The 12,939-nt window shown below is 67.3% G+C and carries 12 protein-coding genes; 10 read left to right on the forward strand and 2 right to left on the reverse strand.

Annotation, left to right across the window (positions count from 1 at the left end):
• The first annotated feature begins 7 nt into the window (after positions 1 to 7).
• Positions 8 to 748 (forward strand): YoaK family protein, encoded by a 741-nt coding sequence (locus tag AC3WTE_RS01745; protein WP_492435112.1) that lies wholly within the window; start codon positions 8 to 10, stop codon positions 746 to 748.
• 63 nt (positions 749 to 811) lie between these two features.
• On the opposite strand, the gene AC3WTE_RS01750 is transcribed toward AC3WTE_RS01745, so the two are convergent.
• Positions 812 to 1,066 carry a DUF2631 domain-containing protein gene (locus AC3WTE_RS01750; RefSeq protein WP_043393662.1) on the reverse strand — a complete coding sequence of 85 codons (255 nt, stop codon included), beginning with the start codon at positions 1,064 to 1,066 and terminating at the stop codon, positions 812 to 814.
• A gap of 106 nt (positions 1,067 to 1,172) precedes the next feature.
• On the opposite strand from AC3WTE_RS01750, the gene dxr reads away from it, so the two are divergent.
• The 8 genes from dxr to AC3WTE_RS01790 all read left to right on the forward strand — a co-directional run bounded on the left by dxr (position 1,173) and on the right by AC3WTE_RS01790 (position 10,621).
• Entirely contained in the window at positions 1,173 to 2,372 is a 1,200-nt protein-coding gene (gene dxr / locus AC3WTE_RS01755; protein ID WP_492435114.1) for a 1-deoxy-D-xylulose-5-phosphate reductoisomerase, read from the forward strand.
• Positions 2,369 to 3,604 (forward strand): M50 family metallopeptidase, encoded by a 1,236-nt coding sequence (locus AC3WTE_RS01760; RefSeq protein WP_492435116.1) that lies wholly within the window; start codon positions 2,369 to 2,371, stop codon positions 3,602 to 3,604. The genes dxr and AC3WTE_RS01760 overlap by 4 nt, the downstream gene beginning before the upstream one ends.
• Positions 3,605 to 3,613: 9 nt before the next feature.
• Complete coding sequence (gene ispG, locus AC3WTE_RS01765; RefSeq protein WP_492435118.1) at positions 3,614 to 4,780, forward strand: flavodoxin-dependent (E)-4-hydroxy-3-methylbut-2-enyl-diphosphate synthase; 1,167 nt, start codon at positions 3,614 to 3,616, stop codon at positions 4,778 to 4,780.
• 77 nt (positions 4,781 to 4,857) lie between these two features.
• Positions 4,858 to 5,712, forward strand: coding sequence for a GNAT family N-acetyltransferase (locus AC3WTE_RS01770; RefSeq protein WP_492435120.1), 855 nt, complete (start codon positions 4,858 to 4,860; stop codon positions 5,710 to 5,712).
• A gap of 124 nt (positions 5,713 to 5,836) precedes the next feature.
• Entirely contained in the window at positions 5,837 to 7,651 is a 1,815-nt protein-coding gene (locus AC3WTE_RS01775) for a penicillin-binding transpeptidase domain-containing protein (RefSeq protein WP_492435122.1), read from the forward strand.
• Between the two features lie 13 nt (positions 7,652 to 7,664).
• Positions 7,665 to 8,249 (forward strand): DUF1707 SHOCT-like domain-containing protein, encoded by a 585-nt coding sequence (locus AC3WTE_RS01780; protein ID WP_459369662.1) that lies wholly within the window; start codon positions 7,665 to 7,667, stop codon positions 8,247 to 8,249.
• A 22-nt stretch (positions 8,250 to 8,271) separates the two neighbouring features.
• Complete coding sequence (gene map / locus AC3WTE_RS01785) at positions 8,272 to 9,129, forward strand: type I methionyl aminopeptidase (RefSeq protein ID WP_492435124.1); 858 nt, start codon at positions 8,272 to 8,274, stop codon at positions 9,127 to 9,129.
• Position 9,130: 1 nt separating this feature from the next.
• On the forward strand, positions 9,131 to 10,621 hold the full coding sequence (locus AC3WTE_RS01790; RefSeq protein WP_492435126.1) for a cobyric acid synthase: 1,491 nt from the start codon (positions 9,131 to 9,133) through the stop codon (positions 10,619 to 10,621).
• Here AC3WTE_RS01790 and AC3WTE_RS01795 read toward each other — a convergent pair whose 3' ends face one another.
• The gene (locus AC3WTE_RS01795; RefSeq protein WP_492435128.1) at positions 10,622 to 12,202 is read right to left on the reverse strand and encodes an amino acid permease; all 1,581 of its coding nucleotides are present in this window, start codon (positions 12,200 to 12,202) and stop codon (positions 10,622 to 10,624) included.
• A gap of 136 nt (positions 12,203 to 12,338) precedes the next feature.
• Here AC3WTE_RS01795 and AC3WTE_RS01800 point away from each other — a divergent pair, with 136 nt between their 5' ends.
• Positions 12,339 to 12,875 (forward strand): alpha/beta hydrolase, encoded by a 537-nt coding sequence (locus AC3WTE_RS01800; RefSeq protein WP_492435130.1) that lies wholly within the window; start codon positions 12,339 to 12,341, stop codon positions 12,873 to 12,875.
• Positions 12,876 to 12,939: the final 64 nt, after the last annotated feature.

Below are 12,939 nucleotides of genomic sequence, written 5' to 3' on the forward strand. Positions count from 1 at the left end.
TGTGCCGGTGGATGAGCAGTCGCCCGACAGGGTTGTAAGCAGGGAAGCCGCAGTCGGACCGGAGGCGCGGCTGTCGTGGCTGTTGTCGTGGTTGGCAGGCATGATCGGCGCGGTCGCGTTCTTGCACAGCGCCGGCTACTTCGTCACCTTCATGACGGGCAATACCGAACGCGCGGTGCTCGGCTGGTTCGACGTCGCCGAACGCCAGAAGGTGGCCGGGGCCGGGCCGCAGGCGGCGCTGTCGTTGATGGCCGCGTTCGTGCTGGGCGTGTTCGTCGCGTCATTCTTGCGGCGCAAGTTCTGGCAGAACCACCCGCACGGTGCCACCGCGTTGGTCACTGTCGGCTTGTTGGTGGCGACGGTCGTCGAAATCTTCGAAGACGGCTGGTACTACGAGGATGTCAACTTCACGGGCATCTTGATCATCTGTTTCTCGGTCGGCGCGCTCAACACCAGTTTCGTCAAGCGCGGTGAAGTGGCGGTGCCGCTCAGTTACGTCACCGGCACTGTGGTCAAGCTGGGGCAAGGCCTGGAGCGGCATATCTGTGGCAGCGGCACCGTGTACGACTGGCTGGGATATTTCGCTCTGTTGGGTTCGTTCATGATCGGCGCGGCGGTCGGTGGTGGACTGGCCGACCGCATCACCGGACCGCAGCTGATCGGGACGGTCGGACTGATCTGCGGTGCAACGACGATCGTCACCTTCTTCCATACCGACCGGCGGCGCAGTGAGCCCGTAGCAGCCTAGGCGGTCAAACGGCAAAGGCCACGAACTCGAAAGAGTTCGTGGCCTTTGCCGTTTGGACTGTGGTCAGCGGATCCAGCCGCGACGACGCAGCCACCAGCCGCGGATCACGATGACGAACAGCAGGATGGAGAACCCGATGAGCCAGGCGTCCTCGACGTGGCCGACGTGGTTGCCGCGCAGCATCAGCAGCAGGAAGAGAGCAGACAGGATGCCGCCGGCCTGAATGACGCCGCGGTTCATCTTGGACCAGCCCCACTCGGCGGAGGGCACGTCTTCGACATCGACGCCGGTGCTTCGTTCGACCTCGGTGGTGGCCACGGCTACTCCTTAACGATCCGATGGATTGCCGACATTCTTACATACGACACTCGGTCGTATTTGGTGGTGGCCGGGTTCTGACCGCGTATTTCGCCAGTGGCACACCATGTACTCGGATATTGCGATCGAGCGGCACAATAGAGACGTGAGTGAGCGGCTACGAGTCCTGGTGCTCGGCAGTACCGGGTCGATCGGTACCCAGGCCCTGGAGGTGATCGCCGTCAACCCCGACCGGTTCGAGATCGTCGGCCTGGCGGCCGGCGGCGGCAACGCCGAACTGCTGGCCCGGCAGCGTGTCGAGACCGGCGTCACCAACATCGCGGTGGCCGACGCCGCCGCGGCCGAGCGCATCGGCGACGTCACCTACGCGGGCACCGACGCAGCCACCCGGCTCGTCGAGGAGACCGAGGCGGACGTCGTCCTGAACTCGCTGGTCGGTGCGCTCGGTTTGAAGCCGACGCTCGCCGCACTGCAGTCGGGTGCCCGGCTGGCGCTGGCGAACAAGGAATCGCTGGTCGCCGGCGGGCCGCTGGTGCTCAAGGCGGCGCAGCCCGGGCAGATCGTGCCCGTGGACTCCGAGCATTCGGCGCTGGCCCAGTGCCTGCGCGGCGGCACGCGTGACGAAGTGGCCCGGCTGGTACTCACCGCCTCGGGCGGGCCGTTCCGGGGCTGGTCGGCCGCCGCGCTCGAGGACGTCACACCTGAGCAGGCCGGCGCCCACCCGACGTGGTCGATGGGGCCGATGAACACCCTGAACTCGGCGTCGCTGGTCAACAAGGGGCTGGAGCTCATCGAGACCCACCTGCTGTTCGGCATCGATTACGACCGCATCGACGTCGTCGTGCACCCGCAGTCCGTCGTGCATTCGATGGTCACGTTCACCGACGGCTCGACACTGGCACAGGCCAGCCCGCCCGACATGAAACTGCCCATCGCGCTGGCCCTCGGCTGGCCGGGGCGGGTCCCGGGCGCGGCGCTGGCCTGCGACTGGACCGCGGCGTCGACCTGGGAGTTCGAGCCGCTGGACGACGACGTTTTCCCGGCGGTCCGGCTGGCGCGCGCGGCCGGGACGCGGGGTGGCTGCCTGACCGCCGTCTACAACGCCGCCAACGAGGAGGCTGCCGAAGCTTTCCTGCAGGGACGTATCGGCTTTCCGGCGATCGTGCGGACGGTGTCCGACGTGCTGGGCGCTGCGGATCAATGGGCCGCCGAACCCAGTACCGTGGATGACGTACTTGATGCGCAGGATTGGGCCCGAGACCGGGCACGGCGCACCATCGCACAGGAGGTTGTGCCCGCCCGATGATGTTCGTGATCGGCATTGCGCTCTTCGCGCTGGCCATTCTGGTGTCGGTGGCCCTGCACGAGTGCGGCCACATGTGGGTGGCCCGGGCCACCGGAATGAAGGTGCGGCGGTACTTCGTCGGCTTCGGCCCGACGTTGTGGTCAACGCACCGGCCCAACCGGCTCGGCACCACGGAGTACGGACTCAAGGCCGTGCCGTTGGGCGGCTTCTGCGACATCGCGGGTATGACGTCGGTCGACGAGATCGCGCCCGCGGACGAGCCGTACGCGATGTACAAGCAGAAGGTGTGGAAGCGCGTCGCCGTGCTGTTCGCCGGCCCCGCGATGAACTTCGTCATCGGGCTGGTGCTGATCTACGGCATCGCCGTCACGTGGGGCCTGCCCAACCTGCATCCGGCGACCACCGCGGTGATCGGTGAGACCGCTTGTGTGGCCCCGCAGATCGCCAAGACGGGGGACAACCCGTTCGGTCCGTGCCCCCATCCGGGTGCCGGGCCCGCCGCGGCGGCCGGACTGAAGGCCGGGGACACCGTGGTCAAGGTCGGTGGCCAGTCGGTGAGCACGTTCGAGGAGATGGCGAAGGCCATCCGAGGCCTGCGCGGCGCTGTCCCCGTCGTCTACGAACGCGGCGGCCGGACGTTCACCACCACCGTCGACGTCGAGCAGACCCAACGATTCACCGCCAAGGACTCCGACACCGCGGCCACGGTTGGCGCCATCGGCGTCACTGCTGCGGCGCAGCCCGGACCGACTCACTACAACGTGCTGACCGCCGTGCCTGCGACCTTCACGTTCACCGGTGACCTGGCCGTCGAACTGGGCAAGTCGCTGGCGAAAATCCCGACCAAGGTCGGTGCGCTGATCCATTCGATCGGCGGCGGCGAGCGCGACAAGGAAACCCCGATCAGTGTGGTCGGGGCTAGCATCATCGGCGGCGACACCGTCGACCACGGGTTGTGGGTGATGTTCTGGTTCTTCCTGGCGCAGCTGAACTTCGTCCTGGGTGCGGTGAACCTGCTCCCGCTGCTGCCGTTCGACGGCGGACACATCGCGGTCGCGGTGTTCGAGAAGCTGCGCAATATGATTCGCGCGTCCCGCGGCAAAGTCGCCGCGGCGCCGGTGAACTACCTCAAGCTGATGCCTGCCACATATGTGGTGCTGGTCGTGATCGGTGGCTACATGCTGCTGACAGTGACGGCTGACCTTGTGAACCCCATTCGAATCTTCCAGTAGGAGACCGTGATGACCTCCATCGGTTTGGGCATGCCAGGCGTTGGCAGTGAGCCGCCGGCACCACCGACACTTGCGCCACGTCGCAAGACCCGCCAGCTGATGGTGCGCGACGTCGGCATCGGCAGCGACTACCCGATCGCGGTGCAGTCGATGTGCACCACCAAGACCCACGACGTCAACGCGACGCTGCAGCAGATCGCCGAGCTGACCGCGTCGGGCTGTGACATCGTCCGGGTGGCCTGTCCGCGCCAGGAGGACGCCGACGCGCTGGCCGAGATCGCCCGCCACAGCCAGATCCCGGTGATCGCCGACATCCACTTCCAGCCCAAGTACATCTTCGCGGCCATCGACGCCGGTTGTGCCGCGGTGCGGGTGAACCCGGGCAACATCAAGGAGTTCGACGGCCGGGTCAAGGAGGTTGCGAAGGCTGCCGGCGCCGCCGGCATCCCGATCCGCATCGGCGTCAACGCCGGTTCGCTCGACCCGCGGCTGCTCGAGAAATACGGCAAGGCCACTCCTGAGGCGCTCGTCGAGTCGGCGCTGTGGGAGGCCTCGCTGTTCGAGGAGCACGGTTTCGGCGACATCAAGATCAGCGTCAAGCACAACGACCCGGTGATCATGGTCGAGGCCTACCGCCAGCTCGCCGCCAAGTGCGACTACCCGTTGCACCTCGGCGTGACCGAGGCCGGCCCCGCGTTCCAGGGCACCATCAAGAGCGCCGTCGCGTTCGGGGCGCTGCTGAGCGAGGGCATCGGCGACACCATCCGGGTGTCGCTGTCCGCGCCGCCCGTCGAAGAGGTCAAGGTCGGCAACCAGATTCTGGAGTCGCTGAACCTGCGCCCGCGCGGCCTGGAGATCGTGTCCTGCCCGTCGTGCGGTCGTGCGCAGGTGGACGTCTACAAGCTGGCCAACGCGGTGTCAGCGGGCCTCGACGGGCTCGACGTGCCGTTGCGCGTCGCGGTGATGGGCTGCGTGGTCAACGGACCGGGCGAGGCCCGCGAGGCCGACCTCGGCGTGGCCTCCGGCAACGGCAAGGGCCAGATTTTCGTGCGCGGCGAGGTCATCAAGACCGTGCCCGAGTCGCAGATCGTCGAGACCCTGATCGAAGAGGCCATGCGAATCGCGGCCGAGTCCGGCACCGATGCGAGCGGTTCGCCCGTCGTGACCGTAAGCTGAGCTCAGTCTTGTGACTCCGGTCACCTAGCACGCCCAGCTACCGCATCACTCACACACGCACACAAGAAGGTCGGTGAATGTCGGCACCTCCGCTGTTCCGGATCGCAGATGCGCGCCGGATCTCAGTGGTACGCGAAGTCGCCCAGGTGCAGCAGGTCTTCGACGAGGACCCGGTGGGCACCTGCATGGTGGCCGCCCGCGTGGGCGATCACGGCCTTGATCCGGTGGCGATCGGTGGCGAGCTGTGGACCCGCGGTCTGCCCACCGAGTCGCTGTGCTTCGCCGGGGTGAATCTGATCCCGATGCGCGGGACCGCGGCCGACATGATGATCTTCGCGGACAAGGTGATGAGCGCGCCGCGGCGGTGTTCGTCCCTGGTGGGTCGCGCCGAGCTGGTCCTGCCGATGTGGCAGCAACTCGCCCAGGTGTGGGGCCCGGCCCGCGAGGTGCGGGACTGCCAGCCGCTGCTGACGCTGTCCGACGCTCCGCAATGCGCGCTCGATCCTGCGGTACGCCCGGTCCGGATGGACGAGCTGGACGCGTATGTCGTTGCGGCAGTGGACATGTTCATCGGCGAGGTGGGGGTGGACCCGCGCATGGGCGACGGCGGTCGCGGTTACCGCCGCCGATTGGCGGGGCTGATCGCCGCCGGGCGGGCCTGGGCACGTTTCGAGGACGGCCAGGTCGTGTTCAAGGCCGAGATCGGGGCGCAGACGTCGCGGGTCGGTCAGATCCAGGGCGTGTGGGTGCATCCGGATCGGCGTGGCCACGGTCTCGGTGCGGCGGGCACGGCGGCCCTGGCGTCGGCGGTTTTGCGCAGCGGGCGGACCCCCAGCCTCTACGTCAACGATTTCAACACCCCGGCCCGCGCCATCTACCGGCGCATCGGGTTCAACCAGTTGGGCACCTACGCAACGGTGTTGCTGGACTGACACCCGCGCTGCGTGCGTGACCTCACACCGGACGTCCTGCGTCCGGGCGCTCACAAAACTGTCACGGTTACGTCTCGGTGTGCCTCCGTGCCACTTGCTTGCCACACTTCTAACATCAGCCTCAATGGCAACGCACACATCATCCGTTTCACGCTCGGCCGCGTTGTTGTCGGTGGTCGCGGTCGCAGGAGCGATGACGGCATGCACTCCGAAACCCAACGGCCCCGAGCCCACCGCGCAGGCGTTCTTCGCCGCCCTCGGCCGCGGGGACACCGGCGCCGCCGCTGACCTGGCCGACAAGCCCAATGACGCACGTACCGCGATCAACCAGGCCTGGGCCGGTCTGCAGGCCACCAAACTCGACGCGCAGGTGCTCGGCTCCAAGTACACCCAGGACACCGGCAAGATCACCTATCGGTACACCTGGCACCTGCCCAAGGATCGCACCTGGTCCTACACCGGCCAGCTCAACATGATCCGGCAGGACACCCGGTGGCAAGTGCGTTGGGGCAGTACCGATCTGCACCCGAACCTGGGGGAGCACCAGAGCTTCCAGCTGCGCGCCGACCAGCCCGTCCGGGCCTCGGTCAACGAGCTGGGTGGCAGCAACGTTCTGGTACCTGGGTACCACTACAACTACGCGCTCAATGCACGCTCTGCCGCCGGTGACCTGATGCGGACTTCGCGCGTGGTCGCCGACGTGCTGCGGCAGTTCGACAACACCATGGACGCTCAGCGGCTCGCGGAGCAGGCCAGCTCGTCCACCGCACCGCTGAACCTGATCACCCTGCGCCGCGAGGACAACGACAAGGTGTCTGCGGCACTCGGCCATCTGCCGGGCGTGGAGATCACCCCGCAGCCGGAGATGGTGCCCACCGATCCCCACTTCGCGCCGGCCATCGTCTCCGAGGTCAAGAAGCAGGTGGCCGATCAGCTGGTCGGTCAGCCCGGCTGGCGCGTCGTGAGCGTCAACCAGAACGGTGCCGACATCGACGTCCTCAACGAGGTGCCGGGCAAGCCGGCCCCGTCGATCACCATCAGCCTGGACCGCAACGTGCAGAACGCCGCTCAGGATGCGGTGAACATGGTGGGCCGCAAGGCGATGATCGTCGCGATCAAGCCCTCGACCGGCGAAATCCTGGCTGTCGCGCAGAACGCAGCCGCTGATGTCGACGGCCCGACCGCCACCATGGGTCTGTACCCGCCCGGGTCGACGTTCAAGATCATCACCGCCGGTGCTGCCATCGAAACCGACATGGCCGGGCCCAACACGCTGCTCGGCTGCCCCGGCACCATCGACATCGGGCAGCGCACCATCCCGAACTACGACCGATTCGACCTCGGCGTCGTCCCGATGGCCAAGGCCTTCGCCAACTCGTGCAACACCACCTTCGCCGAGCTGGCCAGCCGGATGCCCCCGCGAGCGCTGACCAACGCGGCCGCCCAGTACGGCATCGGTGCCGACTACCAGGTCGCCGGCATCGACACCGTCACCGGGAAGGTGCCGCCCACCGTGAACCTGGCGGAGCGCACCGAAGACGGCTTCGGCCAGGGCAAGGTACTGGTCAGCCCGTTCGGGATGGCGCTGGCGGCGGCGACCGTCGCGGCCGGGAAGACCCCGCTCCCGCAACTGATCGAAGGCCGCTCGACCACGGTCACCGGCAACACGGCCCCCATCAGCCCGAAGATGCTGGATGGGTTGCGGCCCATGATGCAGCTCGTGGTCACCAACGGCACGGCCAAGGACCTGCGGGGCAGCGGCGACGTGCGCGGGAAGACCGGGGAGGCCGAATTCCAGGGCGGCTCGCACGCCTGGTTCGCCGGCTACCGCGGCGATATGGCGTTCGCGGCCCTGATCGTCGGCGGCGGTGGGTCAGAGACTGCGGTTCGCATGTGCCGCGACATGTTCAAGGGACTGCCGCCCGATTACCTGGCTTGAGTAACCTGTTTGGGTGACCAACAGCGACGAGATCGCGGTCCTGCGCGTCTCCGACGCCGACCGCAACGGCACGCTCCGGCGGCTGCACAATGCGGTGGCCCTGGGGCTCATCGACATGGACGAGTTCTCCGAGCGGTCCGCGCTGGTCGCCCTCGCCCGTCAGCAGGCCGAATTGGCGGTGTTGGTAGGCGATCTGCCCGCACCGAACGCCATCGTCACGGGTTCGACCGACCGCGTCGAGCTACGCGGGGTCATGGGGTCGCTGAAGCGACAGGGCGAATGGGTCGTGCCGACCCGGCTGTCGCTGGTCCGTCGTGTCGGCTCGATCGACCTGGACCTGACCCGCGCCCGGTTCGGTGGCCCCATCGTGGTCATCGAGCTCGATCTGAAGTTCAGCTCCCTGGATCTGCGGCTGCCGGACGGCGCCAGCGCATCCATCGACGACGTCGAGGTGGCCGTCGGCAGTGCCACCGACCATCGCAAGGACGCGCCCTCCGACGGCACCCCGCACGTGATCCTGACCGGACGGGTGGTCTTCGGCTCGGTCGATATCCGCGGGCCGCGCCGGACGTGGTTCGGGCGCGGCGACCGCACCTAGCCGCGCCCGCTACGCTGGGACGATGTCTGTTCGTACCGCGCTTCGCCCCGGCGAGGTGTCTGCCACCCTGCCGGTGCCCAAGTCGATCCCGCGCCCGGAGTACGCCTGGAAGCCGACCGTGCGCGAAGGCAGCGAGCCATGGGTGCAGACGCCCGAGGTGATCGAGAAGATGCGCGTGGCCGGCCGCATCGCGGCCCAGGCGCTCGCCGAGGCCGGCAAGGCCGTCGCGCCCGGTGTCACCACAGATCACCTGGACCGGGTGGCGCACGAGTACATGCTCGACCACGGTGCCTATCCGTCGACGCTGGGCTACAAGGGCTTTCCCAAGTCCTGCTGCACTTCGCTGAACGAGATCATCTGCCACGGCATCCCGGACTCGACGGTGATCGAGGACGGTGACATCGTCAACATCGACGTCACCGCCTACAAGGACGGCGTGCACGGCGACACCAACGCCACGTTCCTGGCGGGCGACGTTTCCGAGGAGCACCGGCTGCTGGTCGAGCGCACCCACGAAGCCACCATGCGGGCCATCAAGGCGGTCAAGCCGGGCCGGCAGCTGTCGGTGGTCGGGCGGGTCATCGAGTCGTACGCAAACCGGTTCGGCTACAACGTGGTTCGCGACTTCACCGGCCACGGCATCGGCGAGACGTTCCACAACGGCCTGATCGTGCTGCACTACGACAAGCCCGAGGTCGAGACGGTGCTGGAGCCGGGCATGACCTTCACCATCGAGCCGATGATCAACCTCGGTTCGCTGGACTACGAGATCTGGGACGACGACTGGACCGTCGCGACCAAGGACAAGAAGTGGACGGCGCAGTTCGAGCACACCCTCGTGGTGACCGACGACGGCGCCGACATCCTGACCCTGCGGTGACGTGACCGGCGGGGCTCTGCTGGTCGCCGGCACCACGTCGGACGCCGGTAAGTCGATGGTGGTGGCCGGGCTGTGCCGGCTGCTGGCCCGCAAGGGCGTGCGGGTGGCGCCGTTCAAGGCGCAGAACATGTCCAACAACTCGGCCGTCACGATCGAAGGCGGTGAGATCGGCCGGGCGCAGGCGATGCAGGCGCGCGCGGCCGGCCTGGCGCCGAGTGTGCGGTTCAACCCGATCCTGCTCAAGCCCGGTGGGGACCGCACCTCGCAGCTCGTGGTGCGCGGCCAGGTCGCCGGCACGGTGGCAGCCGGGGACTACTTCACCCGGCGGACGCAGCTCGCCACCGTGGTGGCCGACGAATTGGCCTCACTGCGAAGCGAATTCGATGTGGTGATCTGTGAGGGTGCGGGATCGCCCGCCGAGATCAATCTGCGGGCCACCGACGTGGCCAACATGGGATTGGCGCGTGCGGCGGACCTGCCGGTGGTCGTGGTCGGCGACATCGACCGCGGCGGCCTGCTGGCGCACCTCTACGGCACGGTGGCGGTGCTCGAACCGGCGGACCAGAAGCTGATCGCCGGTTTCCTGGTCAACAAGTTCCGTGGCGATCCGGCGTTGCTGGAACCTGGTCTGCGGCAACTGGAATCGCTTACCGGACGCCCGACATTCGGGGTGATTCCGTACTGCGACGATCTGTGGCTCGATGCCGAGGACTCGTTGTCGGTCACTGCGCGCGGGCAGCTGGGCCGCGCGACGGTGCCGCGCGGCCACGACGCCTTGGTGGTGGCCGCGGTACGACTGCCACGGATCTCGAATTCCACCGACGTCGAGGCCCTGGCGTGCGAGCCGGGCGTGCAGGTGCGGTGGGTCGACACCGCGGCCGAGCTCGCGGGCGCCGATGTGGTGGTGCTGCCCGGAAGTAAGGCGACGGTCTCGGATCTGAACTGGCTGCGCGAGCGTGGACTGGCCGATGCCGTCACTGCGCATGCGCGGTCCGGTCGTGCTGTGCTGGGTGTCTGTGGCGGATTCCAGATGCTCTGTACGACGATCGTCGACACTGTTGAATCGGGTGCGGGCCGGGTGCCGGGGCTGGGGCTGCTCGACGCGGACATCGAGTTCGACGCCGACAAGACCCTGAAGCACTGGGATATGCCGTTGTACGGCTACGAGATTCACCACGGCCGGGTCGCGCGCAGCACTGAAACCGACTGGCTCGGCGTCGGCATCCGGACCGGCCAGGTCTACGGCACGCATTGGCACGGGCTGCTGGACAACGACGCCGTGCGCCGGGTCTGGCTCACCGAGGTTGCGGTGGCCTGCGGCAAGCAGGGGTTCGTGGTGGCCGATGACGTCGACGTCGCGGCATTGCGGGACGCTCAGCTTGACGTGATGGCCGATCTGCTTGCCGCGCATGCGGATATCGACGCGGTGCTCAAGCTCGTGGAATCCGGTGCGCCGGTGCGGCCGGTTATCGCGAGCAGCCTGCTCCGCTGATCAGCTCGGTTCGGCCACGGGCTCTGCCGTTTCTGTGGGCTCCTCGACCTGCTTGATGGGTCCGGTGAACCAGTTCTTCACCGACACGTGCCAGTAGATGTACAGGAGCACCAGGACGCCGCCGACCAGCAACGGCGTGTAGTTGACGAATTTCCATTCGAAGCTGGGGTCCCACGGCACGCCGCCCAACGAGGTCGGGAACATGGCGATGATCGAGGTGATCGTGATCTCGGCCAGCGCGACCGGGGCCATCCACCGGTGGTGGCCGCGCAGATTCCAACTGCCCGTTTCGAATTCGTCGCCGGCGCGCCAGCGGTAGTAGATCGGCACCGCGAAGCACAGGTAGACCCCGACGACCCCGATCGAGACCACGGCGTAGAACGCCACCGGGGTGGGGGTGCCGTTGATGTCGACCTTGACCAGTGCCGGCAGCGTCAGCGCGGCGGCTGCGACGGCGGTGATCGTCACGCTGTGCGTGGGCACTCGGTGCTTGTTGACCGCCGCCCACCACCGATGGCCGGGCACCGCGCGGTCCCGGCTGAACGCGAACAACATCCGGGATGCGCTGGTCTGGCAGGCGACGGCGCAGAAGAACTGGCCGGCCGTCGAGATGAACAGCACCAGCGTCGCCCATTTCGAACTCATCGCCTGGCTGAAGATGGCGGCCACCGCGCCGCCGCCCTTGGACACCGCGTCGGCGTCCTGGACCGCGAACAGGAACGCCAACAAGAGAATCCAGCCGCCGACGGCCGAGTAGAAGATGGATCGCCAGATACCCTTGGCGGCCGCGCCCGCCGCGCTCTTGGTTTCCTCGGAGAGGTGCGCCGACGCGTCGTAGCCGGTGATGGTGTACTGCGTCAGGATCACCGAGATCGGCAGCACCACCAACAGCCAACCGGCGCCTGACGTGGCGCCACCGAACATGCCGCTGTTGTTGATCGTCTTGGCGAAAACGTCCGAGAAGCTCGCATGATGGCTCGGCACGAAGACCAGAATGCCGATGACGGCGGCCGCGCCGAAGACGTGCCACCACACCGACACGTTGTTGATGATCGCCAGCAGATGGCTCGAGAAGATGTTGATCAGCGCCGAGATACCCAGGATGGCCACGAAGATGAGGAACGTGCGCGTGAGGCTGTACCCCGCCAACCAGTCGGCGCTGAGGGTGCCCAAGGTGAGGTCGATGAATGTCGCACAGCCGTACGCCACGGACGCCAGGATGGCCACCAGACCGATGAGGTTGAGCCAGCCCGCGTAGAAACCGGCCTTTGCGCCGCCGAGTTTTGCTGCCCACCAATAGATTCCGCCGGACGTCGGGAAGGCTGACACCAGCTCGGACATACAGAGCCCGATGACGAGGATGAATGCCGCAACGATCGGCCAGCCCCAGGCGATGGCGGCCGGCCCACCGTTGTTCCAGCCCAGACCGAACGAGGTGAAGCACCCCGAGAGGATGGAGATGATGGAGAACGAGATGGCGAAATTGCTGAATCCCGACCAGGAGCGCTGCAGCTCTTGACTGTATCCGAGCTTGGCCAGTAGCAGCTCGTCCTCGGTGAGTGCTTCGTGTCCTTCTGGCACTGCGACCTCCTTAGGCGCCCCTGGATGTTGAAGAACAATAGGGTGCATCCGGGTTTCGCGCTGGCCAACGCGGGTGCGGTCGGTCGCTGCTGATAATCGGTATCTGCGGTCCGGTGGCGTTCGCTACGGTGGCGTCATGCCAATCATCCCGACCGTCGACGGTTTCGGCGCCACCGTCGACGTGTCTGGCCCCGACGACGCCACGACCGTCGTCATGCTGACGACGAAGCAGGCGACGGGCGCCCTGTGCGAGCTCCTGCACACCGCATCGCTGCGCACCGTGGTGATCGAGGCCGATGACCGGCTGACCGTGAATTCGGTTGTCGGCATTCTGGATACGCTCGGGGTTCGGTGGGCGCTGCTGTTCACCGACGGTGGGGCGGGTGCGCTGGCCTGGCGGCTGGCGGCCACCCGGCTGGACCGGTTCACCGCCCTGGTGGCGGTCGACGGCACCCATCCGCGAGCCGCCGAGGATTCGGGTGATGCGTGCCCGCCGGTGGAGATCAACACCACCGTGGTGGTCACCACCGCCGATGCCCGGGCGCGGGCACAGGCTGGGCAACGCTTCATCTACGGCGAATTCCGGATGTCCGAGCTGGTGGGCCGGCGCAGCGCCGAGGAGTTCACCGCCCAGGTGGCCAACGAGATCGTGCTGCGCAGCAGCACCTGGTGATCGGCCGCTCAGGCCCGCGAAGCGACGGGAGAGCAGCCTGTCGGGCCCGGCCGTTATCGTGACG

This window comes from Mycobacterium sp. FW102-FHT13B02, from assembly GCF_058790275.1.